Raw genomic sequence first — 22,022 nt, forward strand, 5'->3', positions numbered from 1 at the left:
CAGGATGCATAAAAGAACTCCGACATTTCTCATGGCGAATTTAGGAGCAGAAGTTACTCGGCTACTTTCTTCCCATGCTCGCGGAGACCAAAAGGCAATTGTGGGGAGTTTTCAGAGAGCAATCGGGATTATTAGGGAAATTGAATCATTTCCAGAGATGTCGAAGAGAAAAAAAGAACTTGAAATACTGGAGGGAGTGATTCGCGAATATTCGTCGGGAGATAAAAACACGTATCTCGTGCCATCGGAGCAGATTAAGAAATATTTTACTCCCTTTGCAATGCGTGTACTAATCGCCCAAAAATAGCTTTATGAAAGTGAGAGGCAAAGTCGAAAAAGGAAAAGGAGAAGGGGAGAGGCTCGGATATCCCACAGCAAACATTCCTCTCAAGGAAAAACTTGCGAGCGGAATTTATCGGGGGAGCGTAATGATTGGGGGAGACACTTATTCTGCCGCCCTTTTCGTGAATGTCGCGGGGACTCTTTTGGAGGCGCATGTTTTGGACTTTACGGGAGATTTATATGGAAAAGAGATTGAGGTAGAGTTGAAGGAAAAAATAAGGGACGTTATCCCCTTTGAAAGCGAAGAGCAGATGCGGGCTATTATTATTGATGATATTCTAAAGATAAGGAGCAAAAGCAAGAGTATAGGTTAGAGCAATACTTTTTCAAGAAAATTTAGTAGAATATGGTGATAGTAAAAAGACAATGAAAAGATTCACAATAACTTTCTTTTCCCGGCTGGCGCTCTTCGTCGTTTATTTTTGGTTCGGCCTCCTTAAAGTTCTTGGTGAAAGCCCCGCGAACCCGCTTGTGAGCGGGCTTCTTGAGCGGACTTTGCCGTTTCTGACATTTGACCAGTTCATTGTTGCGTTTGGATTTTTCGAGATGTTTCTGGGTGTCTTGTTTCTCACAGGCAGGTTCCGCAGAATTACTGTAGTGTTATTTTCTCTCCATATGATTGCCGTTTTTTTACCGCTTTTTCTACTTCCTCAAATCGTGTGGCAAAGGAGCTGGATACCAACCCTCGAGGGGCAGTATATTATTAAAAATATTGTTATTATTGCCCTCTATCTTAATGTATACAAAAAAAAGATGTTTTAAGCTAGGACTTTCGAGTTTGGCGCATTTCTTCGTTGCTTCGGTCGTTTGCTCCTTCGCAGTAGTATCTAACTACAGCTCAGTCGCAAGCTTCCCTCGCGCCTTGAACTGCATCCAAACTCGTAAGTCCTAAAAATGTAAGTCCTAAAAAATGATAATCTGATTTATAATTATTCGTTATTTATTTCAATTTATGGATATTTTTATTGCTCAATTTGAATTATTCGATATCGTTCTCATCGCTTCACTTTTGGGGGGAGTTATCGGGCTTGAACGGGAGACAAGCCACATTTCCGCGGGTCTTCGAACTCATATGCTTATCGCCGCGTCGGCCGCAACCCTCGTGTCGCTTGGCACGATTCTTTCGGAGTCGTATCTTGCGGTTTTACCTCTCGATTCGCTCAAAGTTGACCCTATCGGAATTTTTCAAGCGATAATCGTGGGAATCAGCTTCATCGGTGGCGGAATTATTTTCCGAGATAAAGATGGAGAGCATGTAAAGAACCTCACCACCGCGGCTTCAATTCTTCTTACATCGGGAGTCGGCATTGCTGTGGCTCTCCATCAATTTTATTTTGCCGTGGGTATAACCATTCTCGTTGTTTTTGTGAATCATATACTCTATAAGGTTGAAAAGAAGTATATTAACTAAATAGGACAGCAGAATTTAGCGCTCTCCTTCGTTGCTTCGGTCGTTTGCTCATTCGCAGTAGTATCTAACTACAGCTTGGTCACCCTCCTTACAGGAGCAGTACACTCTTCACATTTCGCAGACGAAACGTTCAGAGTCTTGCGGAGCTTCAAGTATTCGCTCCTCACCTCCCTCGTGCCTCCTAGACCGTCTGACGACGTCGGACCAGGTCGGATAGCATCTAAATTCTGCTGTCCTATCGGATCGTCGTGCATCAGTGATTTTGATGTATTTTTTGATTGAAAATCTTCAGGTACTGTAATATGATTCAAAGGTTCCTTAGAATTGTAAGTATGCCGATGTAGCTCAGTTGGTAGAGCACGTCATTGGTGGGTCGTCACTCCTGCCCATACTGGAAGTAATTCCCGTATGAATCCCGAATTACGGTTAATATCCTGCACTATTTTTTTACCATATTTCGTAAACAAAATAGTGAAGGACAAGACCGTTCCGCCTAAGGCGGACGAACGACTGACAAGGGCTTCCCGTCACTTTTTTTACAAAAAGTGACGGGAAGAAGATACAGTCTAGTCCTTATCGTAAGATGAGGTGTAAACGAATGACGAGGTCTCCGGTTCAATCCCGGACATCGGCTCCCTAAAATATTTTGGTTGCTAAAATATTAGGGCGAACATTTTAAAAAAATTGTTTTAGCCAAAAAGAATCCTGATTATATTTTCAGATTAATTTTGCCACCTTACCAATACATTCGCGCAACACGCGAAAATGGCAAAAGCAATCAGGGTTGCAGTCGGAGAGTTAATGAAATAATTTTATGAAAAAAGTAAAGATTCTGGGGATTGAGGTCAATGATCATGTTATTATTACAAAGACCGGATTTTTTAGTTTTAAGGAGAAAGGGCTACTTGCTTATTAAGTTATCAACAAGCAATAGTTGATTATTTTAGTCCGTTTTGGTATATTGACAATATGGTCAAATTAGTGAATCAGACAATTTTTGCCGCTAAGATAAAGGGGAAAAAGCTCTCTATATTCAACGCGAATGATGTTAGGGCTCTCTTTGGAGTGTCTGTAGTTGCCGCCGCCGGGTTGCTCCATAGGTACAAAAAGAGGGGGTTTATTTTGCAGATTAAGCGAGGATTTTATGTTTTTCCCGATGCCTTGCCTCCAGATGTTTATGTTGCCAACAAACTATACAGCCCGTCTTACCTGTCACTTGAATTTGCGTTGTCGTATTATGGGGTTATCCCGGAGACAGTCTATGAAATTACTTCGGTTACAACAAAAGCAACCCGTCGCTTTGAAACGCTAGGCAAGGTTTTTTCTTACCGGAAAATAAAAAAATCCGCCTTCACTGGTTATGGCATTCAAAAGCAACAAGGGTTGAGTTTTTATATTGCCGATTCCGAGAAAGCCTTTGTAGACACAAATTATTTGCGATTGTTAAACAATCAGAAACCGATTTCTCGTTTTCAAAAAGAAAAAGTTAACCAAGCAAAAGCTTTGCGTTACGCAAACTTATTTGGTAACCCTAAACTTACAAGTATAATAAAGACCACACTATCATGATTTCCAATGAAGCATTGGATAAGCTGGCTCGACATCATCAAACCGGTTTATTTCCAAATATAGTTCGAGAATATTTTCAGCATGTATTTTTGGGGGAGCTCTATAAATTGCCGGACTCGGAGAAAATGCTTTTTAAGGGAGGCACAGCACTTCGTATAATCTACGGTAGTCCAAGATTTTCCGAAGATTTAGACTTTTCATTATTTGGAATTTTACAGACCCAAATTAAGGCTTTTGTTGAAGGATTGTTTTTAAAAGTTCTTGCAGAAATGGAGCAGATCGGCATTAAAGTTGAGATAGGAGCAAAATCAGACGCAACGAGCGGGGGATATTTCGGCGTAGCAACTTTTAAAATGGTTGAATATCAGCCTGTAGCAGTTGAGATTAACATTTCGGCTCGGAATGGACGTGAAATGCGCGGAGAAGTTGATAGTGTGGCGAATGATTTCGTACCAACCTATACGGTTGTTCATTTACAGCAAACTGAATTGGTGGAAGAAAAAATTTTTGGAGCTCTTCGCGAACGTAAAAAACCGAGAGATTTTTATGACCTGTACTTCATAATGCGCAAGGGAATTATTTCACTTGATCAAAAAAAACGCCTAGCCGAAGTCAAGAATGTGATTGTAATGGATGCTAAAAAAGTAGATTTTCGCAGCGAGCTCGGTGCTTTTCTCCCGGTTGACCAACAGGCCGTGATCCGAGATTTTGTCGCAATGCTGGAACGAGAGTTGGATCGCCAACTTGCGCCAGTATAAATTAGGAACCATGCCAAAAAATATTATAACTACCCCAGAGCAGAAATTCTCCGATGAACTAAAAAAAGAGCTGAAGGGCGCAAAAAATGCTAAATTCGCTGTCGGCTGGTTTTTTTTCCGGGCTTAAGGAATTAAAGAACGAGATTGATAAATTAGAATCATTGCAGATACTCATTAGCCCTTCAACCAATCGCCACACGGTCGAGACGATGATGCTGGCAAAAAAAGTTTTAACACGCGCACCCTCCTTCATAAAGCTATGAACGGGAGCCGCGGGAAGAGTGGGGTGAGAAGCGGAACTTCGCAAGGTCTGAGCCCTACGGGGCGAGGCAGGACCGAAAGATTTTTTAGTAGAAAAATACTTTTGGTTGGAGGTGAGGAATGCGGGCGAACAATTTAAAAAAATTGTTTTAGCCAAAAAAAGCCCTGAATCAACTACCCCGCAGCTCTGCTGCGGGGTAGTTGATAGTTATGATGAAGAGAATAAAAAGTATCGAGGAGAAAAGATTATAAATGGAAAATCGGCAGGAATGGCTATCGGTGGTGAAGATTGGCAACTGTTTTTCGTCCACTTAACCATGCTTGGTCTTGCTAATGGGGAGCCCTGCAAGTTTGAAAAGGAGGATTGAAATATAAGGGGAAATGTGGGATGATAGGAGAATAAAACTATGCAAAAAATAATTGGAAAGGAAAAATCATTAAGCGATCTTCTTTCTAATAAGAAGTATACGATTCATTATTATCAGCGCGAATACCGTTGGGGTAAAAAACAGATCGAAGAACTCATTGATGATTTAACCGGAGAATTTTATGAATTTTATGAATCCGGAAATTCTAGAGACATGGTAGAACAATACGGGCATTATTTTTTAGGTTCTATTGTATTTAGTAGCGGTGAAAATCAAGCTGCAATTATTGATGGCCAGCAACGGCTAACTTCTTTAACCTTGCTATTGATTTATTTAAATAATTTACAAAGAGGTAAATCAGAAAAAGTCGCGATCGATCATCTAATATTTTCTGATAGGCATGGCATTCGCTCGTTTAATATCAACGTAGATGAGAGAGAAGCGTGTCTGAATGCTCTTTATACTGATAAGGCAAGTGATTTCACTGTGACAAATGCCCCTGAAAGCGTAAAAACGATATTTGAGCGCTATCAAGATATAACCGAAATATTTCCAGATGACCTAAGAGATAAGGCGCTACCATTTTTTATTGATTGGCTAATTTATAACGTTGATCTTGTAGAGATTTCAGCATATACCGAACAAGATGCTCACAAAATATTTGTATCAATGAATGACCGGGGTTTAAGTCTAACACCAACAGAAATGCTAAAAGGATTTTTACTTTCTGAAATAAAGTCAGATAAAAGCAGAGTCGATGCAAATGAAATATGGAAGAAGCAGATTTTAGAACTTACAGAGATAGACACCAAAGAAGATGATGATTTTTTCAAAAATTGGCTAAGGGCTCAATATGCAAATTCAATTCGTGAGACAAAAAAGGGTGCGGTCAATGAGGATTTTGATATTATTGGAACCACCTTTCACAAATGGGTCAGAGAGAATGCAAAAAAAATTGGCTTGGTAGAGTCAACGGACTATGAACGATTTGTAATGAGCTTTTTACCAAAATACGCTGCAATATACAAATTGCTAAAAAAATATTCTTTAGAATTTAATACTGATTATGAGTGTGTTTTTTATAACGCTGAACGAAATTTTACACTTCAATATCAAGTCATTCTTTCAGCGATTGATCCTGCTGATACCGATGAAATAGTTAGACAAAAAATCCAGATTGTTAGTAGATATATTGATCAATACAACGCCCGCCGTAGCTTTAACTTTAAAACGTTGGGTTATAACGCAGTAAAAAATGCCATGTTTGTTGTCTCGAAGAAAATAAGAAGAAAAACCGCCGAAGAATTGAGAAATATCCTGATTAAAGAATTAGAGGAAATGGACTTTGATTTAGAAGGAATTGACGAATTTTATTTAAATCAATTTACAATAAAAAATGTACGTCATGTTTTAGCTAGAATTACTTATTATCTTGAAAAAGGTAGCGGAAGAGATACTGAATTTACTAATTATGTAGATCGTGAAGTCGAAAATCCCTATGATATAGAGCATATTTGGGCGGATCATTATGAACGATTCACAAATCAGTTTGAAACGGAAAAAGAATTTAAAGATGCTAGAAATAGATTCGGTGATCTATTAATTTTGCCTCAAGATAAAAACAGAAGTTTCAATGATGCTACTTATTCGGAAAAATTGCCGATGTATTTTGGCGAAAATTTATTGGCAAAATCGTTAAATGAAAAATGTTATCAAAATAACCCGCATTTTTTGAGATTTATTGAAAATGAGAAATTAGATTTTAAGGCAATCGATGATTTTACTAAAGAAAGTATTCAGTCTCGCCAGCAACTATACAAATCTATTTGTCTAAAGATTTGGGATACCAAATTGTTAGAAAAATAAATTTATGGTCAATAAAATTAAATCTGAAGAACTTATCCAAGCATTAATAAAAATTGGATTAGGGAATTCAAGTAATATCAATTTCAATAGAAATGTGAAATAATTCTAGCTATATGATTCAAGGTAAAAAATTAATAGTGGAGTTGATGACTTTACTAAATAAAATATGAAAATATCTTCATACATAGACGAAATTTTTGGTCACCCTGAAGTCAAACACGGGCTTGTTGTTTTTAATCAGCCGGAATTGCAAGCACTAAATTTACTTTCAAAAATTGAAATTTCAAAACGCGAAGATGGAAGAATAGTTATACAGTGTTTGAAACGAGAAAGAGAGTTAGTTGCTAAACCGGAGGAAATTGTCCGTCAACTTTTTCTTGTGTATGTACGAGATTATCTCAAATATCCGATGAGCCAAGTAACTGTTGAGGAAAAAGTACAAATGGGATCAGACGACTCTAAGCGTGCTGATATTGTAGTTTTTACAGATGACACCTGCACACGCAAATACATAATTTTTGAAGTCAAAAAACCAGACGCAGAAACTGGTGTTGAGCAATTACAGTCCTATCTCAATGCAACTGGGGTACACTTTGGCGTGTGGTCAAATGGCAAAGATATTACATTTCAGCTCCGCGAAGAATCACCAGAAACAAGAGGTGAACCTTATCATTACCGTGATATCCCACGTCTACCTAAAAAGGGCGAAGCACTTGACGATGTTTTGAAGCCGCTTACCAAAAAAGACCTCCGCCCGATTCAAAACCTCAAAGATACCATCAAACGTCTTGAAGACACCGCACTTGCCAACGCCGGTGTAAACGCCTTTGACGAACTTTTCAAACTCTTTTTCGCCAAACTCCATGACGAATTTGATCAAAAAAAGAATGATACTTCCCCAATGCAGTTTCGTGTTCCAAAGGCAGACCCAGATACGGTTTATGAACGGATTAATGGTCTTTTTCAGGAAGCAAAAAATCGACCGGGTTGGCAAGGAATTTTTGACTCGGACGAAGTACTAAAACTCAAAGACGATGCGCTCATTCTTTGCGCCTCCGCGTTAGAGCCGCTTAGATTTCACGATGCCGATTTGGATGTAATAGACGCCGCTTTTGAATATCTTATCAACCCGGAACAGAAAAGCTCAAAAGGCCAATACTTTACCCCGCGCATGGTCGTTGATATGGCAGTAAGAATGATTGACCCTCAAGTGGACGAAAAAGTGATTGATCCTGCCTGTGGCTCTGCAGGATTTCTCATTCACACCATCAAGCATGTGCGCGATGCGCAAGGCTGGACTGATAATCGCGATGTTTCCCGATACGCAAATGATTATATTTACGCCGTTGATTTTGACGAAAAATTGAAAAAGGTTGCCAAAGTAATGATGCTTATCGCTGGCGATGGCAAGTCAAATGTATTTTCCGTGGACTCGTTGGACTATCGCAAATGGGCGCGCTCTGATGCAGCATCACCATCTCGCATCGGTCCGTTTAAACGCGACATTAAAGACGGAAATTTCGACGTGGTGCTTACCAACCCACCCTTTTCCGGAAAAATTACTGGAAAAGAACAGCTTTCGGCGTTTGAACTTTATGACCTCCGACAATCGGGCAAGCTCGCCGATGACGAGGAAGAGATTGAGGATGAGGATGAAAAATCGAAAGCAAAAACGAAGCGCACCGTAAACTCTATGAAGCGCGACATCCTTTTTATCGAGCGATGCTTGCGATTCTTAAAACCCGGGGGGCGTATTGCGATTGTCCTTCCGCAAGGTAACCTCAATAATATCGGCACAAAAGCACTACGAGAATGGATCATGCAAAAAGCGCGCATTCTTGCCGTCGTCGGTCTTGGTGTCAATACGTTCAAGCCGTTTACAGGTACGAAAACGAGCGTAATCTTTTTGCAGAAATGGGGTGGTATCGCCGGAATGCCAATAGCCGACTACCCGATTTTTATGGCGACGAGCGAACGCTCAGGCAAAAACAATTCCGGTGATTATATTGTGCTTGCAAACAAAGAAGGACACCTAATTGACCGCGAGGGCAATATCCTTGACCCTCTCAAAGAAAAGCCGATTGTTGATTCTGATTTGCGGGAGATCGCGTCAGCATTCCAACAATTCAGCAAAAAAGAAGGGATTACGTTTTACTAATATGTCAACCATACAATCAATCAGAACAAAGAATCTCACCGAAGACCTGCGACTTGATTCAGAATTTTATCATCCCAAGCATTTGGAAAATGATGAAATTATCTCAAGGATTGGTGCTAATTCGCTGGGCGAGATTTCAGAGGTAATATATGGAACAACCCCAGAGGGTGGAGTATTTGAAGATGAAGGCGTACCATTTATCCGATCTCAAAATTTCTATGACCACATTATCTCATCAGATTATGTCTTTTGTACAAATAAATTTCATATTGAACATGAGAACTCAAAATGTCTTCCTCGCGATCTTCTGTTTGCGGCAATAGGAGCAACTATTGGAGATTTTGCGATCGTGCCTACTTGGATAAATGAGGCAAATACAAATCAGAATATCGCAAGGGTGAGAATTAACAGCCAAAAATATAGAGCCGAATATGTATGGGCGTTTTTCCTTTCGCAGTATGGACAACTTCAATTGCACCGATATCCAACAGGAAATGCACAACCATATCTGAATACTTACCAATTCAACAGATTAAAAATTCCTTTCATAAAAAATCAAGAAAAATTTACTCAACTTGTTCAAGATATATTTAAATTAATAGAGTCATCAGATAGGTTATACCCCGAAGCCGAACAGGAGCTATTGAAGCGTATGGAATGGGACAAGGTAACGACAAATCACAGATTAAGCTACTCTGCGACAAGCAAAGATATTCTCACTGACGAACGGCTTGACCCCGAATTTTATCAGCCAAAATTTGAAAACCTTGAAAAACATTTGAAAAAAGTCGGCTCGCTAGCAATCGAGAAAGTATGCAATTTTGTAAATCATGGCATACAGCCCCCGTATTTTGAGAACGGAACAGTCAGCGTCGTAACGCAAAAGGAAATGACGCCGACTTTTTTGGAACTTGAAAGTATCAAGGATTTTACCAGCGCGGATTTTTATAACGAAAACCCTGATTTCAAATTAAAAAAGCACGATGTTTTGTTATATTCGGTTGGCGCATATATCGGACGTTGTAATATCCTACTGGACGAAATCAAAGCGATGGCAGGCAGTTATGTAACCATTTTGCGAGCGAATGGGGATTTTATTGTTCCAGAATATCTCGCTTTGTTTCTGAATTCTACGGCGGGTGTATTGCAATCAAGACAACAGATGCGTGGTACGGCTCAACATTATTTATACCCACGCGATATAAAGAAAATAAAAGTTTTCATTCCGCGGGACAAAAACGGCAAGCCCGATCTGGCATGGCAGAAGAAACTCGCCGCCAAAGTTATTCAGGCAAATGAAGCAAAAAAATTTGCACAACAAAAACTGCAAGAAGCTAAGGAACTAGTTGAGCAAGAAATTGAAAAATTAATGATTGATCAAAGAACTGTTATTTAGCTAAATTTATGCTTTATTTTGCTTATGGCTCAAATATGGACGAAAATCGCCTAAAAGAAAGGATGACTTCAGATAACAGCAAATATGGAGTTATTCCGCGCGGAAAATATTCAATACTATATGGTGAACGCAAGGAGGGATATAAATTAGTTTTTAATAAGAAGGGGGCAGATGGATTATGAACTGATTTATGATATAGTTCATATATGGCAATTGAACGACTATCAACCTCCACAGGCGAGCATCTTGACCTCTCAATAAATAATGGGGATATTGAAGCATTAAGAAATACAGCTACTCGGCTCGGGTTTAGAGACGAAGAAAGCATGCTCCGTTTTATGCTTGCTGTACTTTCAAAATCGGCGACCAGGGTAATAACGATTACAGACCAAAATAGTGCCAAAGTCAGTCTTAATCCGTCCCCTGATTTATTAAGACCGACAAATCCGCCTGCACAATAAAATGATATGGCTAACGAAGAAACATCAAAAAAAGATTTTCATGTCGAAAAGCTAGTCGAAGAACATGGCAAGGATATTTCAGGTATTGTGGAAAAATTACTGAAATCCTATTCATCAGAAAGATATAAAGATTTTCAAAAGGATGTGGAAGAAATTGTCGGAAGATATCTAAAATCGGTATTAGGGTGGGCTGTGCTTGTGTGGCTAATATCAATGGTAGCAAGCATGTTATTACAAAAAGTTTTTAATATATTTTAGTGTAATTAAGTACATAGTTCCCGAAAACCTTGCATTTTCCCAGCAATAGTGCTATACTAAAATGGTAGTTCCTTTAATTATAAACAGCTGTAATCTATGCAGAAAATCATAGATCGTTTATGTCTCTTTGCTCTCGGACCCTTCTTCACAAGGTTTCGACGGGCGCGGTAGGTGACTTGGGAAATCTGCGAGAAGCCACATGATATGAACGACTGACCTTAAAGCGGTTGGGAGATTTCATTGAGCCAGTCGGGCTCGATTAAATCTCTTAGTCGCTTTTTTGTTTGCTTGGTCGGCAAATGACGAAGCTACAAGCATTAAAAATTAATAACTTATAAACAAAATATGAGTAAAAGTAAAAAGTTACAAAGTTCAGGAGTTGATTGGGGTCAGGTCATTGTAGATGCACTTCGTGAGGAAACAAAAGAAGAAAAGAATATTCCTATAGAAAAAGCAGCTAGATTGGTAAAAGAACGAATTAAAGGAAATCGCAAAGGTCTAGAAGAACCGAATTATCTGCACTCCTTTCGAGTGCGGGATTTAGTTATGAAGTTTTCCCTGGTAGACGACCCTAATAGTGATCTTTTCGTAGCGGCCTTGCTTCACGATATCGTGGAGGACGGAGGAGTTTCGTTTGATGAGCTCAAAGACATGGATTTTTCTGACCGAACTATTGAACTTGTGAAATTGTGCACTCACCCAATGGATATAAAGAACAAAACTGAAAGATGGATGCGGATGGTAAATAGACTAATTGAAGCAAATGATCATGATGCGTGGCGCATCAAAGTTGCCGACCTCGCGGATAACTTGAAACAATCTAAGGGATTAACTTTGGAGAATCGTGAATTTATGATTGATGTTAAAGCGCCAATATTTCTTCGGTTAGCCATTCTTGTTCCTGATTCACCTTATTCTGTGCTAGAAAAAGAAATAGAAAAGCAGAAAAAAGAATTAGCAGAAAAATCAGAATCGGAAATTACATTTTTACCAAAGTATGAAAATCCTGAAAATACAGTGATATAATATATTCATGATACTACAAATCAAATAGAGGAGAAGGGTGGAATTGCGGCGGGAAGAAGGAGAAGAAGTAAAACACAATATTTCAAGAGGGAAAGGGTTGTCCAGTTATCAACATGTTTGGCTTGACTTCTTTACATAGTTTGTGTAAACATGTTCGTATGAACATGTTTACACAAAAAATAAAGGACTTCCGTATTAAAAAAGGGTTGTCTCAAGAGACTGTGGCGCGGGCTATTGGCGTATCTAGACCGACATATACAGCTATTGAGGCAGGAAAACAGAGGCTTGACCTGGATGAAGCGGGGAAACTCGCAAGTTTTTTTGGTATTGATGTGGACACACTTCTCTCGGGAAATGTCCCAGATATTATGAAGTATAAACACATGATATTGACATATCTACGAATGAATTTGTCAAAAGATAAAAAAGTGCCAAAAACTAAACTTGCCAAGCTCTTGTACCTAGCTGACTTTGCGTGGTTCTATGATCATTTTGAAAGTATGAGTGGAATGCAATATAGGAAGATTGCCTACGGTCCTGTTCCTGACATGTTTTTCCGCGCAATAGACGAACTCGAAGAAGACGGAAAAATTATTATTGATAGAAAAGTTTCCGAAGGAAAGGAGATGTTTTTAATTAGCGAATCTGAAAGTAATGCCAACGAAAAGATTAACACCCTCTCGGCTCTCGAAAATGGCTTAATAAAAAAAATTGCAAAAAAATGGAAAGATAAAAAAACTGAGGAAATTGTGAACTTTACGCACAATCAGTTGCCTTATTTTTTGTGTCGAGACAATGAGCTCATCCCCTATGGGCTTATTACCCAAGAAGATCCTGGGTTCGTGTACTAGATTGCCATGCTAGGAAATTTCTCTGTCCAAATTGAGAGCTTTGCGAGAAGGCACTTCATAAAAAGTTTTCAGAAGAAGTATAAAAGCAAGTGGGATTTTACATTGATATATATTATCGAGGAGCTTGCCCGCCTGGATAATTTCTTGAAAACTGATAGAGCAGAAACTATAATTGATGCGGGCGATATTAAAATAGTGAAGACAAAATTCAGAGTGGCAGGAACGAATGAATCTGCAAAAGCGTCTGGTAATCGATGTATTGTTGCTTGGTGTATTAGTAAGCAGTCAGTATCAATCTTGCTTGTATACGGTAAAACAGATTTGAGTGGTAAAAATGAAACTGCGAACTGGAAAGCATTAATAAAAGATAATTATAAAGAGTATTCGAGCCTATTCTAGGAGCCACCCGCTCGCAACCCTCTCCTCCTTTGCGAGCGGGCTTGCGTGCGAACGGGAGGCCGTTCAGGCTCTGAAGAGAGCCTTCAGGCTCGAACGGGGGGTCCCGCCTTCGCTAAAGCTACGGACGGTCAAGCAAGCGCAATTAGGTTGTGATTTGCTTACGTCTTACGATGAGCAAGATTGAAAGCAACGCATTCCCAATTACCCAAGCTATGATCCATGAGGTGGATAAGTAGTTATAATTTTCTATTGCCAATAATGCTAGAGCGAACCGGATGGCATTTGTTACATACAGCGATAAAGTTTCAGAGTGCGGGTCCCGATAAGATTTACGCACAGTTGGGATAAATGCCAACATATCAGCAAGAATAACTAAGGAAATCGAAATTTCAGGCTGATCAGCAAGTAACCAGAAGCCGATTGCAGCGAGGGATAATATGGCTACAATAGTGTCGGAAGTTGTGATATCTCTTTTGCCATTTTTAAAACTCAAGACTACAACCCCAATGCAAAGAAGACCCGCGGCGGCCGTAATCCAAGTAGCTGGACCTGCACCTCCCTTGATTTGCAAAGCAACGAGCAAGATTGTAAGCAAACCCCACAGTGACCAGCTGTATATGTGCGGACGAGTTTTACCTTTACGGATGTCCCGATAGTAAGGGATATAAGCTATAAAAGTCAGCACCACAGCAATAACACCGATGATTTCTTTCATATTGTAATAATTATAACATCTCTCAATTAATTTCACCCGCATTTGCGTGGAGCTCGGACATTTCCGCTAGGGCGTCACAGACTCTCGAATGAGCGCCGACGTAGCAAGCAAGAAATAATCTAAAATCTTGAGAAATACAATGTCCGAGGCTGATGTTAGGATACGTCCCCTTTAGATTTGGTCGGAAAATGCTAGAATGACCGCAGGCACGACATCATCATTTGCCAAATTACCCGCCCGAACGACTGATAAGAATCAGATTCGTTCAGTCGGGCGGGGCTCAGTTGGTACCCCTGTCCGCATAATGCCAAAGTAGCTCAGATGGTAGAGCAACCGATTCGTAATCGGTAGGTCGTGAGTTCGATTCTCACCTTTGGCTCCAAAAGGATAAAATTTGAGTCAGATTCAGGATTGAGATGAGGGGGTATTGACGTATTAGATGACATCTGTTATGCTCTAGAAGTCGTCCATAATCCCACCTAGTTTCTCCCGGGTGCGGGTTGTTGTTGGATGACAGGTTGGCGGTCGTGTTTGTTCATGCACTCGGTGCGGTGTTCAATCGGTTCCTCGTACCGAAGAGAGTGGCCGGTCGCCAACCTAACGTTTTCCCCGCTTGTCGAGCGTCGTGCTGGAGTTCGATTGCTCAAGATAGCGGGTGAGGGGAGTGGCGGCGGCTTCGTTTCTGTTTATATCGAAGCCGCCGCCCAACAATTTCCATTTGTTCTTTGTTTTTTCGGTTTTTTTTGCCCATAGTAAGCCGCGCTTTTTCAAAGTAGCGGCTTTTATTTATTCATTTTCCACAGACACCCTATCGAAAAATGAATACACACGTGCTAAACTACACCTATATGGGATCCATTTTTTCTTTTCAGCAAATCTATCTCCTTTTTGGCGCATTCATCTTGCTCATTTATTGGGGCTTTGCGTTTACTATTATTTACCATCTTACCCGTTTTGGGATTGGCGTTCAGCCGAAGAGAATTTCTGCCGTCTACTTTCTGGGAACAGTAATGCTTTTTATCTTTGCCGCGCTCCTCTCAACTACAGTCAATGTCTCCGGACTCTCTTCTCGCCTTTTTGATTCACCACAGAATAACAATATGCTCCAATGAAAATAAAAAATCTGTTCGCACTTTTTTTGGAATCGGCAAATAATTTTGAGGGCAAAGAGAAAGACGAGGAGGTTCTGCTCCTTATCCGCCGGCATCCGTTCTATGTCATTGTTCAAGCTGTGTACATTTTTCTCATGGCGCTTATCCCTTTTGTGATAGGAGTCGAAGCGCAGTCTTTTCTTTTTTCGCACAATTTAGTCGCTCTTTTTTTCTTCCTTCTCGCGCTTTGGTATCTTATTCTCTGGCAGTTGCTTTTTTATAAAATCACAATGTATACTCTCGATGTGTGGATTGTTACCAACCACAGGATTATTGACAGCACGCAACACGGTTTTTTTGACCGAAGAATATCGGAATTGCACCTCGCTCGAGTGCAGGATATTTCTGTTGAAACGGAGGGGATGATTCCGACTTTTTTTCATTTCGGGGATCTCGAAGTTCAAACTGCGGGCACGGAAAGCAAATTCAAGTGTATTAAGATTCCGCATCCCGAAGCGGTAAAAGGTAAAATTATGGAATACGTGTCGCATGCGGCCTCTACCTACTCGTCAACTCCAATTGTTTAATAGGCAGTTTGCAATTTTTTTTCAGTCTAGTATTGTAAGGGCTGGGTTTGTTTTATCCTCGGAGTGTCTCGAGTTTTGCGAAGCGACGTGCTTCGATGTCCTTGTTTCTTAGAGAGTCAACGTTCCAGTGCCTGACAAGGAGACTCGAGCGCTCCGGGGACCAATTTCTAGTCGCGCGCCAACTGACACGGTGCGCGATTTTTCTACATTCTGATACTATATACTTTGTGCCTCTAGCTTCACACACTTTTCATACATGTTAAATGAAAGCCGAAAAATGAACAGCGCAAGCGGTGACGCGCGAATCAAGGAAATCGAAGCGTTGATGATCGATTCGGAATTTTGGTCTGACAAGCAAAAGTCCCAGTCTCTGATTAGGGAACTTCAGGAATTGAAGGAGGGAATGTCAACGGGCGGGACAGGAGGAAAATTTGACCGAGGTGGGGCCGTCATTACCATATTTTCAGGAGCGGGAGGAGACGATGCCGAAGATTTTTCCGCCATTCTTTTTAGAATGTATCGAAAGTATATCGAAAACAAGGGGTGGAAAATCAGCATGCTTCACTCGAACGAAAATGACCACGGAGGGTTTCGCAACCTTACATTTGAAATAGACGGCAAGGGCGTGTATGGAACGCTCAAAAACGAGTCGGGCGTTCACCGCCTTGTGCGCATTTCCCCATTTAACGCCAAAAAACTCCGCCACACGTCGTTTTCAATGGTTGAAGTGATTCCCAAATTCGACAAGACGGTTGATATTGAAATTCCGCCTGCTGAAATCGAAATTAGCTACGCGCGCTCAAGCGGGCCGGGAGGCCAGAACGTGAACAAGCGGGAGACCGCAGTCCGCCTTGTGCATCTCCCGACAAAAATCGCGGTGCATGTGGAAACAGAACGGTCGCAGGCGCAGAATAAGGAAAGGGCGATGGACTTGCTTCGGGGAAAGCTCTACAAAATGCGAGAAGACGAGCGGGTGGCAAAAGAAAAAGGCATGTATATCTCAAAGACGACCTCTGTTGAGTGGGGCAATCAGATTCGCTCATACGTTCTTCACCCTTACAAAATGGTGAAAGACCATAGAACAAACGTGGAGACCTCGCAGGTGGACAAAGTGCTGGAAGGAGGATTGGAGGAGTTTATTAGCGCTGAAGCATTGCTCTAAGCTGTTAGCTGTCGGATCACTTGTGATGAAGCAGAAAAGATAATAGAATAAGAGTGCAACCTAAAAGCTAGAAGCTAATAGCTAATAGCTGTTCATATGATTTATTTCGACAAAGTTTCAAAAGTATACGGAGATAAATGCGTCGCTCTTGATGATGTTACCTTTAGCGTCGAGCCAGGGGAGTTTATTTCCATCGTCGGACACTCTGGTGCTGGAAAGACGACGCTTCTCAAAATGATTTTAGCTGAAGAGATGCCCACCGGAGGCGGGGTTTTTTTTGAATCGGTAAACATTCATTCGCTTGGGAAATCAGAGATGAATCAGTTTCGTAGACGCATCGGCAGCATTTTTCAGGATTTCCGTCTCCTGCCGGGGAAAACCGCGTACGAAAACATCGCGTTCGCCATGGAGGTCGCAGGAAGGACGGATGAGGAAATAGCCGCCGACGTGCCGTACGTTTTTGAGCTCGTTGATTTGTCACATAAAATGCACAATTTTCCGCACCAACTTTCGGGAGGCGAGAAGCAAAGAGTGGGGATAGCGAGAGCAATCGTGAATCACCCGGATATCATTATTGCGGACGAGCCGACTGGGAACCTCGACCCCGTAAACACCTACGACATCGTCCAGATTTTGAAAAAGGTGAATTCTTTGGGCACGACTGTTATTCTCACCACGCACAACAGGGGAGTGATTGATTCACTTGCGAAGCGGGTGATTACATTGGATGAAGGCAGGCTGGTGAGGGACGACAAAGAGGGCAAGTTTGTTTTGTAAGACAAAACAAAATTTACAATACTTTATACTTTTCACTTTATACTTTATACTATTTTCACAATGCTTTGGGTCAACACAAAAAGAGTTTTAAAATCGGGATTCGTCAACTTTTGGAGGAATGGATTTATTTCGCTGTCCTCCATCCTTATCATGGTTATCACCCTTTTCGTCATCGGGTCTATTATTTTTGTGAGCGCGACTTTGCAGTCTTCACTTTTGGAGTTAAAGAAGAAGGTGGATATCAACGTGTATTTCGTGACGAGCGCGAAAGAGGCGGACATTCTTGCCGTCAAGCAGTCGATAGAAAAACTCCAGGAAGTTTCGTCAGTTGAATATATTTCTCAGGACCAGGTGCTCGCCAATTTCAAAAAAAGGCATGAGAACGACCAGCTGACTCAGCAGGCTCTCGAAGAAATCAACGGCAATCCGTTGGGCGCAACATTGAATATCAATGCAAAAGATCCTTCACAATACGGGAGCATTGCGGAGTATTTGAAAAGCGACAGCACCCTTACTCCCGGCGGAGCGTCAATTATCGACAAGGTGAACTACGAGCAAAACAAGGGGGCGATTGAAACGCTTACCTCTATAATCAGGATTGCCGAAAAGCTAGGGTTCGGCATCACCCTTTTCCTCATCATTCTTTCTATAGTTATCACCTTAAATACTATTCGGCTTACTATTTACACTTCCCGCGAAGAGATTGCCGTCATGCGCCTCGTGGGAGCGAATAACATGTATATTCGAGGGCCATTCGTAGTTGCCGGAATGACGTACGGGCTAATCTCTGCGATTATCACTCTTCTCCTTTTCTATCCCGTTACGTTTTGGCTCGGGCGGGTGACGGAGCGATTTTTTACCGGCATCAATCTTTTCAATTATTACATCAATAATTTTGGGCAGATATTTCTCATCATTGTCGGTTCGGGAATTTTAATCGGCGCGATTTCGAGTTTTCTTGCAGTCCGCCGCTATCTCAAGATTTAATACGCACTTACGGTGAGCGGTTTTGTCCGTATACTCATACGCCTTTGGCGGATTCGTATTTCGTAGTAGTATAGGGAAATGAAAAAAACGAAAAAGTTTATCTTCGTGACCGGCGGAGTAATGAGCGGAGTAGGAAAAGGCATAGCTTCGTCTTCCATCGGTACGATTCTGAAGGCGAGAGGGTTTAAAGTTACTGCCCTCAAAATTGACCCCTACGTGAACATTGACGCGGGGACGATGAATCCCACCGAGCACGGCGAAGTATTCGTGCTCTCTGATGGGGACGAGTGTGACCAGGATATGGGCAACTATGAGCGGTTTCTTGATATGAACCTTTCGCGAGTGAACTACATGACGACGGGGAGAATTTATCAGGAGGTTATCCGCAAGGAAAGAAATCTCGAATACAAGGGAAAAAATGTCGAAGTGGTGCCCGATATTCCGATTGAAGTTATTCGTCGCATTGAAGTCGCGCAAAAAGATGCGGAGGCCGATATCACTATCATTGAGATTGGAGGAACGATTGGAGAATACCAAAACGTGATTTTTCTTGAGGCCGCGAGAATGATGAAAACAAAATATCCCGATGATGTTGCTATTGTCATGGTGAGTTTTGTGCCGATGCCCTCGAAAATTGGCGAAATGAAAACCAAGCCGACGCAATACGCATCTCGAAGTTTAAACAGCGTAGGATTGCAGGCGGATATCATCATTGCCCGTGGAGAACTTCCTCTCGATAACAAAAGAAAGGACAAAATCGCCCTTTTTTGCAATATAAAACCTGAAAATGTCATTTCCGCGCCTGACGTTGAAAGTATTTACGATGTGCCCATCAATTTTGAAAGGGACAACCTGGGCGAAATACTGTGCAAGACGCTCAAAATTAACTCCTCTAAAAAAACCGATTTAGGTTCATGGGAGGCGTTTGTGCGGAAGGCAAAATCGGCAAAGAATGAGGTGAAAATAGCGATAGTCGGAAAATATTTTGATTCGGGGGATTTTGTTTTGGGTGATGTGTACATTTCTGTCATCGAAGCCATTAAATATTCGGCATACAAGTTGGGCATGAAGCCGAAAATTGAATACATCAATTCAAAGGATATTGAAAATGGAAAGCTTGGAGTTCAGAGTTTGAAAAAGTTTGACGGAATTGTCGTTCCAGGGGGATTCGGCGAGACGGGAATCGAGGGCATTATCAAAGTCATTGAGTTCGCGCGGAAAAACAAGATTCCGTATTTCGGACTTTGCTACGGCATGCAACTCATGGTTATTGAATATGCTCGCAACGTTCTCGGCATAAAAGACGCGCACACGTCCGAAATTAATCCGAATGCGAAGAATCTTGTTATTGACATCATGCCGGACCAGAAGGAAAAATTGCTGACTAAAGATTATGGAGGAAGCATGAGGCTCGGAGTGTATCCCGCGCATTTGCGAAAAGGCTCGATTGCCGAGCGTGCCTATGGCAGGCAGACTATAGAGGAGAGACATCGGCATCGATATGAAGTCAATCCGAAGTATCACATCAGATTTACGGAGGGAGGCCTTGTCTTTTCGGGAGTTTCTCCCGACCGGCGTCTCATGGAAATTGCGGAACTTTCCAGTGTTTCGCATCCGTTTTTCCTGGGCACACAGTTTCACCCCGAATTTCTCGCAAGGCCGTCAAGTCCACATCCCTTGTTTACCGAATTTATGAAAGCCGCAGGCAAAAAGTCTAAACGGTGACTCGTTGCTTCGTAGCTTTTTCTCTCAAATGGCAATCGTAAAAAAGAAAATACACTCCGATTTTTTCGAACTCATTGCAGTTGGCAAGAAAAAGTTTGAGCTCCGCGTAGCGGATTTTGATGTAAAAGAAGGGGACACGCTTTTGCTTGAAGAATGGAATCCGAAAACAAAAAAATATACTGGCAGAACGTTGGAGAAAAAAGTTACCTACATTTTGAAATTTGACCTCGACAAATTCGGCCAGAAAGAGCTTATTTTGAAACGTGGTCTTTACGTTCTGCAATTTTGACGAAAAATAAATTTTTGATTTTTGATTCATAAAAAAAGGTAAAGCCGTCCGCCCTCGGCTTTCACCCGAGGTTTTTTTATGCTCGCAAGGGGTTACCAATCAATTTCCGCACAAAGCTGGGAGACTTGGACTCGAACCAAGATAACATCCTCCAGAGGGATGTGTCCGACCATTAGACGATCTCCCAGCTCTGTGAATAAACTGTTATGGGGAAAGCTTCAATAAGAGAAGAATACTGAATAAATAGCGATTATTCAAGCATAAAAAACCCCAGCACTGCAAAGTGCTGGGGTCGCGATTCTGTTTTTGCTATTTTCGACTTCTGCCGATGAGAAACAAGCCGTCTTTAACTTCGAAAGTTGTCTTCACCTCAATTCCCGACCGGTATAAATAGTCGGTGAAAACTGGCAAGCTCCATTTAACTCCGAGTATTGGTTTCCGAAAGACGGAGCGCACATCCTTCCATTGAAAGACTCTGTGAGAACCCGAATTGCATAACACCGGCGCGCTGATGAATGCGAGTCCGCCCGGTCGTAAAATTCGTCCCATCTTTTTCATGACGGAAAGGACTTCTTCCGGCGGGATATATCCAAAGACTCCATGCACCCAAAGGCAATCAAAACTGTCATCCTCAAAGGTCATTTGCCGCATATCCATTTTGATGAATCGTCCCTTCGGAGCGTATTTCCTAGCTGTGATTATAGGTATTTCGGCCCTGTCGATGCCGGTGTAGTCAAACCCGGCAGTGATGAATGCGGGAGCATCATTGCCCGTTCCACAACCAAGGTCCAGGACCTTTTTACCTTTTCCCATTTCGCTACCAAGCTTCTCGATGACTTTTACACAAGAAGAGTAAACTTTCGGGCATCCTCCCTCGGCGTTAAAATATGCTTCTGTTGCCTCATCAAGTGCCGGAATTTGTTCCGGTGTGGCCTCGCCTATCTCCACGCCAAAGAGCTCTCTGACTAGGGCGTTGACCGATTTATCCGATATATATGTGTCCATAATGTTTGTTCTAAAAAGTAATATACATTCATACTGCTATATTGTCAAGGCAAAGAGCGTATTTTTCCATTACAGTAGATTTTTGGTATACTGCTCGCATTACAAGTTAGTGATTAACAAAATATGACAATAAATTATTTGGCCGTATTGGTTTGCGCTCTAGCCGCTATGGCTGTCGGATTTGTATGGTATGGACCATTGTTTGGAAAAGCTTGGATGAAGATTATGGGCGCGGAAAGTATGACGGCGGAACAAAAGCAGTCGATGAAAAAGATGATGGGCGGAATGTATTTCTTGCAGTTCGTACTATCTTTTGTTACCGCGGGCGCGCTTGCGTATCATATTTCCAATTGGGCGGGCAACGCCTCAAGCCTAGGAATAGCACTCTGCGCTTGGTTCGGTTTCGTCATGACTACTAATGCCGGCGCATGCCTGTGGAGTGGAAAGCCACCAAAAGTAGCCTGGAGAATGTTCTACATCTCATCAGGCGCGCAACTTATTACCTTTATCTGTAAGATTTACTCGCGTTGTTCACAGTTCTTGCGGGTAAAAGTAATTGG

General features: G+C 41.6%; 28 protein-coding genes and 2 tRNA genes. 26 read left to right on the plus strand and 4 right to left on the minus strand.

Features of this window, described 5'->3' with window-relative positions; translation table 11 throughout:
* The first annotated feature begins 4 nt into the window (after nucleotides 1–4).
* The 17 genes from ABI430_02520 to ABI430_02600 all read left to right on the plus strand — a co-directional run bounded on the left by ABI430_02520 (nucleotide 5) and on the right by ABI430_02600 (nucleotide 13,124).
* Nucleotides 5–307 carry a hypothetical protein gene (locus ABI430_02520; GenBank protein MEO8637750.1) on the plus strand — a complete coding sequence of 101 codons (303 nt, stop codon included), beginning with the start codon at nucleotides 5–7 and terminating at the stop codon, nucleotides 305–307.
* A 4-nt stretch (nucleotides 308–311) separates the two neighbouring features.
* Complete coding sequence (locus ABI430_02525; protein ID MEO8637751.1) at nucleotides 312–656, plus strand: riboflavin kinase; 345 nt, start codon at nucleotides 312–314, stop codon at nucleotides 654–656.
* A 52-nt stretch (nucleotides 657–708) separates the two neighbouring features.
* Nucleotides 709–1,104: a hypothetical protein gene (locus tag ABI430_02530; protein ID MEO8637752.1), complete on the plus strand. Its 396-nt coding sequence runs from the start codon at nucleotides 709–711 to the stop codon at nucleotides 1,102–1,104.
* Between the two features lie 190 nt (nucleotides 1,105–1,294).
* Nucleotides 1,295–1,753 (plus strand): MgtC/SapB family protein, encoded by a 459-nt coding sequence (locus ABI430_02535; protein ID MEO8637753.1) that lies wholly within the window; start codon nucleotides 1,295–1,297, stop codon nucleotides 1,751–1,753.
* Between the two features lie 814 nt (nucleotides 1,754–2,567).
* A complete protein-coding gene (locus tag ABI430_02540) occupies nucleotides 2,568–2,669 on the plus strand; it encodes a JAB domain-containing protein (GenBank protein ID MEO8637754.1) in 102 nt (33 codons plus the stop codon).
* A gap of 53 nt (nucleotides 2,670–2,722) precedes the next feature.
* On the plus strand, nucleotides 2,723–3,322 hold the full coding sequence (locus ABI430_02545) for a hypothetical protein (GenBank protein MEO8637755.1): 600 nt from the start codon (nucleotides 2,723–2,725) through the stop codon (nucleotides 3,320–3,322).
* On the plus strand, nucleotides 3,319–4,080 hold the full coding sequence (locus ABI430_02550; protein ID MEO8637756.1) for a nucleotidyl transferase AbiEii/AbiGii toxin family protein: 762 nt from the start codon (nucleotides 3,319–3,321) through the stop codon (nucleotides 4,078–4,080). The genes ABI430_02545 and ABI430_02550 overlap by 4 nt, the downstream gene beginning before the upstream one ends.
* Before the next feature lie 368 nt (nucleotides 4,081–4,448).
* Nucleotides 4,449–4,709, plus strand: coding sequence for a hypothetical protein (locus ABI430_02555; GenBank protein MEO8637757.1), 261 nt, complete (start codon nucleotides 4,449–4,451; stop codon nucleotides 4,707–4,709).
* A 39-nt stretch (nucleotides 4,710–4,748) separates the two neighbouring features.
* Nucleotides 4,749–6,575: a DUF262 domain-containing protein gene (locus ABI430_02560; GenBank protein ID MEO8637758.1), complete on the plus strand. Its 1,827-nt coding sequence runs from the start codon at nucleotides 4,749–4,751 to the stop codon at nucleotides 6,573–6,575.
* 166 nt (nucleotides 6,576–6,741) lie between these two features.
* Nucleotides 6,742–8,733 (plus strand): N-6 DNA methylase, encoded by a 1,992-nt coding sequence (locus ABI430_02565; GenBank protein MEO8637759.1) that lies wholly within the window; start codon nucleotides 6,742–6,744, stop codon nucleotides 8,731–8,733.
* An 82-nt stretch (nucleotides 8,734–8,815) separates the two neighbouring features.
* Entirely contained in the window at nucleotides 8,816–10,129 is a 1,314-nt protein-coding gene (locus ABI430_02570; GenBank protein MEO8637760.1) for a restriction endonuclease subunit S, read from the plus strand.
* An 8-nt stretch (nucleotides 10,130–10,137) separates the two neighbouring features.
* Nucleotides 10,138–10,311 carry a hypothetical protein gene (locus ABI430_02575; protein ID MEO8637761.1) on the plus strand — a complete coding sequence of 58 codons (174 nt, stop codon included), beginning with the start codon at nucleotides 10,138–10,140 and terminating at the stop codon, nucleotides 10,309–10,311.
* 24 nt (nucleotides 10,312–10,335) lie between these two features.
* Nucleotides 10,336–10,590: a hypothetical protein gene (locus ABI430_02580; GenBank protein ID MEO8637762.1), complete on the plus strand. Its 255-nt coding sequence runs from the start codon at nucleotides 10,336–10,338 to the stop codon at nucleotides 10,588–10,590.
* A 6-nt stretch (nucleotides 10,591–10,596) separates the two neighbouring features.
* On the plus strand, nucleotides 10,597–10,848 hold the full coding sequence (locus ABI430_02585; protein ID MEO8637763.1) for a hypothetical protein: 252 nt from the start codon (nucleotides 10,597–10,599) through the stop codon (nucleotides 10,846–10,848).
* 345 nt (nucleotides 10,849–11,193) lie between these two features.
* Complete coding sequence (locus ABI430_02590) at nucleotides 11,194–11,874, plus strand: HD domain-containing protein (GenBank protein ID MEO8637764.1); 681 nt, start codon at nucleotides 11,194–11,196, stop codon at nucleotides 11,872–11,874.
* Between the two features lie 158 nt (nucleotides 11,875–12,032).
* Nucleotides 12,033–12,725, plus strand: a complete 693-nt coding sequence (locus ABI430_02595) for a helix-turn-helix domain-containing protein (protein ID MEO8637765.1) — start codon at nucleotides 12,033–12,035, stop codon at nucleotides 12,723–12,725.
* Between the two features lie 6 nt (nucleotides 12,726–12,731).
* A complete protein-coding gene (locus ABI430_02600) occupies nucleotides 12,732–13,124 on the plus strand; it encodes a hypothetical protein (GenBank protein MEO8637766.1) in 393 nt (130 codons plus the stop codon).
* A 142-nt stretch (nucleotides 13,125–13,266) separates the two neighbouring features.
* On the opposite strand, the gene ABI430_02605 is transcribed toward ABI430_02600, so the two are convergent.
* Entirely contained in the window at nucleotides 13,267–13,839 is a 573-nt protein-coding gene (locus tag ABI430_02605; protein MEO8637767.1) for a hypothetical protein, read from the minus strand.
* A gap of 306 nt (nucleotides 13,840–14,145) precedes the next feature.
* Here ABI430_02605 and ABI430_02610 point away from each other — a divergent pair.
* Nucleotides 14,146–14,221, plus strand: a tRNA-Thr gene (locus tag ABI430_02610).
* Between the two features lie 215 nt (nucleotides 14,222–14,436).
* Here ABI430_02610 and ABI430_02615 read toward each other — a convergent pair.
* Nucleotides 14,437–14,610, minus strand: coding sequence for a hypothetical protein (locus ABI430_02615; protein ID MEO8637768.1), 174 nt, complete (start codon nucleotides 14,608–14,610; stop codon nucleotides 14,437–14,439).
* 77 nt (nucleotides 14,611–14,687) lie between these two features.
* Here ABI430_02615 and ABI430_02620 point away from each other — a divergent pair, with 77 nt between their 5' ends.
* From ABI430_02620 to ABI430_02650, 7 genes are all read left to right on the plus strand, one after another.
* Nucleotides 14,688–14,951, plus strand: coding sequence for a hypothetical protein (locus ABI430_02620; GenBank protein ID MEO8637769.1), 264 nt, complete (start codon nucleotides 14,688–14,690; stop codon nucleotides 14,949–14,951).
* Complete coding sequence (locus ABI430_02625; GenBank protein MEO8637770.1) at nucleotides 14,948–15,517, plus strand: PH domain-containing protein; 570 nt, start codon at nucleotides 14,948–14,950, stop codon at nucleotides 15,515–15,517. The genes ABI430_02620 and ABI430_02625 overlap by 4 nt, the downstream gene beginning before the upstream one ends.
* A gap of 256 nt (nucleotides 15,518–15,773) precedes the next feature.
* Entirely contained in the window at nucleotides 15,774–16,679 is a 906-nt protein-coding gene (locus ABI430_02630) for a PCRF domain-containing protein (GenBank protein ID MEO8637771.1), read from the plus strand.
* 96 nt (nucleotides 16,680–16,775) lie between these two features.
* On the plus strand, nucleotides 16,776–17,456 hold the full coding sequence (ftsE, locus tag ABI430_02635; protein ID MEO8637772.1) for a cell division ATP-binding protein FtsE: 681 nt from the start codon (nucleotides 16,776–16,778) through the stop codon (nucleotides 17,454–17,456).
* A 60-nt stretch (nucleotides 17,457–17,516) separates the two neighbouring features.
* A complete protein-coding gene (locus tag ABI430_02640) occupies nucleotides 17,517–18,443 on the plus strand; it encodes a permease-like cell division protein FtsX (GenBank protein ID MEO8637773.1) in 927 nt (308 codons plus the stop codon).
* 78 nt (nucleotides 18,444–18,521) lie between these two features.
* Nucleotides 18,522–20,168: a CTP synthase gene (locus tag ABI430_02645; GenBank protein ID MEO8637774.1), complete on the plus strand. Its 1,647-nt coding sequence runs from the start codon at nucleotides 18,522–18,524 to the stop codon at nucleotides 20,166–20,168.
* A 28-nt stretch (nucleotides 20,169–20,196) separates the two neighbouring features.
* Entirely contained in the window at nucleotides 20,197–20,457 is a 261-nt protein-coding gene (locus ABI430_02650) for a DUF3850 domain-containing protein (protein MEO8637775.1), read from the plus strand.
* A gap of 116 nt (nucleotides 20,458–20,573) precedes the next feature.
* On the opposite strand, the gene ABI430_02655 is transcribed toward ABI430_02650, so the two are convergent.
* Nucleotides 20,574–20,644, minus strand: a tRNA-Gln gene (locus ABI430_02655).
* A 122-nt stretch (nucleotides 20,645–20,766) separates the two neighbouring features.
* Nucleotides 20,767–21,462, minus strand: coding sequence for a class I SAM-dependent methyltransferase (locus tag ABI430_02660; GenBank protein MEO8637776.1), 696 nt, complete (start codon nucleotides 21,460–21,462; stop codon nucleotides 20,767–20,769).
* A 123-nt stretch (nucleotides 21,463–21,585) separates the two neighbouring features.
* On the opposite strand from ABI430_02660, the gene ABI430_02665 reads away from it, so the two are divergent.
* Nucleotides 21,586–22,022 (plus strand): DUF1761 domain-containing protein (locus ABI430_02665; GenBank protein MEO8637777.1); only part of this gene is annotated, 437 nt, incomplete at its 3' end.

Source organism: Candidatus Taylorbacteria bacterium, from assembly GCA_039934295.1.
In the GTDB taxonomy this organism is placed as follows: domain Bacteria; phylum Patescibacteriota; class Minisyncoccia; order Phycocordibacterales; family HO2-43-120; genus HO2-43-120.

Bases quoted from the DNA above. Each gene is read 5' to 3' on its own strand.
- ABI430_02520 (MEO8637750.1), top strand. From the start codon at position 5: ATGCATAAAAGAACTCCGACATTTCTCATGGCGAATTTAGGAGCAGAA.
- ABI430_02525 (MEO8637751.1), top strand. From the start codon at position 312: ATGAAAGTGAGAGGCAAAGTCGAAAAAGGAAAAGGAGAAGGGGAGAGG.
- ABI430_02530 (MEO8637752.1), top strand. From the start codon at position 709: ATGAAAAGATTCACAATAACTTTCTTTTCCCGGCTGGCGCTCTTCGTC.
- ABI430_02535 (MEO8637753.1), top strand. From the start codon at position 1,295: ATGGATATTTTTATTGCTCAATTTGAATTATTCGATATCGTTCTCATC.
- ABI430_02540 (MEO8637754.1), top strand. From the start codon at position 2,568: ATGAAAAAAGTAAAGATTCTGGGGATTGAGGTCAATGATCATGTTATT.
- ABI430_02545 (MEO8637755.1), top strand. From the start codon at position 2,723: ATGGTCAAATTAGTGAATCAGACAATTTTTGCCGCTAAGATAAAGGGG.
- ABI430_02550 (MEO8637756.1), top strand. From the start codon at position 3,319: ATGATTTCCAATGAAGCATTGGATAAGCTGGCTCGACATCATCAAACC.
- ABI430_02560 (MEO8637758.1), top strand. From the start codon at position 4,749: ATGCAAAAAATAATTGGAAAGGAAAAATCATTAAGCGATCTTCTTTCT.
- ABI430_02565 (MEO8637759.1), top strand. From the start codon at position 6,742: ATGAAAATATCTTCATACATAGACGAAATTTTTGGTCACCCTGAAGTC.
- ABI430_02575 (MEO8637761.1), top strand. From the start codon at position 10,138: ATGCTTTATTTTGCTTATGGCTCAAATATGGACGAAAATCGCCTAAAA.
- ABI430_02580 (MEO8637762.1), top strand. From the start codon at position 10,336: ATGGCAATTGAACGACTATCAACCTCCACAGGCGAGCATCTTGACCTC.
- ABI430_02585 (MEO8637763.1), top strand. From the start codon at position 10,597: ATGGCTAACGAAGAAACATCAAAAAAAGATTTTCATGTCGAAAAGCTA.
- ABI430_02590 (MEO8637764.1), top strand. From the start codon at position 11,194: ATGAGTAAAAGTAAAAAGTTACAAAGTTCAGGAGTTGATTGGGGTCAG.
- ABI430_02595 (MEO8637765.1), top strand. From the start codon at position 12,033: ATGAACATGTTTACACAAAAAATAAAGGACTTCCGTATTAAAAAAGGG.
- ABI430_02600 (MEO8637766.1), top strand. From the start codon at position 12,732: ATGCTAGGAAATTTCTCTGTCCAAATTGAGAGCTTTGCGAGAAGGCAC.
- ABI430_02605 (MEO8637767.1), bottom strand. From the start codon at position 13,839: ATGAAAGAAATCATCGGTGTTATTGCTGTGGTGCTGACTTTTATAGCT.
- ABI430_02620 (MEO8637769.1), top strand. From the start codon at position 14,688: ATGGGATCCATTTTTTCTTTTCAGCAAATCTATCTCCTTTTTGGCGCA.
- ABI430_02625 (MEO8637770.1), top strand. From the start codon at position 14,948: ATGAAAATAAAAAATCTGTTCGCACTTTTTTTGGAATCGGCAAATAAT.
- ABI430_02630 (MEO8637771.1), top strand. From the start codon at position 15,774: ATGTTAAATGAAAGCCGAAAAATGAACAGCGCAAGCGGTGACGCGCGA.
- ftsE (MEO8637772.1), top strand. From the start codon at position 16,776: ATGATTTATTTCGACAAAGTTTCAAAAGTATACGGAGATAAATGCGTC.
- ABI430_02640 (MEO8637773.1), top strand. From the start codon at position 17,517: ATGCTTTGGGTCAACACAAAAAGAGTTTTAAAATCGGGATTCGTCAAC.
- ABI430_02645 (MEO8637774.1), top strand. From the start codon at position 18,522: ATGAAAAAAACGAAAAAGTTTATCTTCGTGACCGGCGGAGTAATGAGC.
- ABI430_02650 (MEO8637775.1), top strand. From the start codon at position 20,197: ATGGCAATCGTAAAAAAGAAAATACACTCCGATTTTTTCGAACTCATT.
- ABI430_02660 (MEO8637776.1), bottom strand. From the start codon at position 21,462: ATGGACACATATATATCGGATAAATCGGTCAACGCCCTAGTCAGAGAG.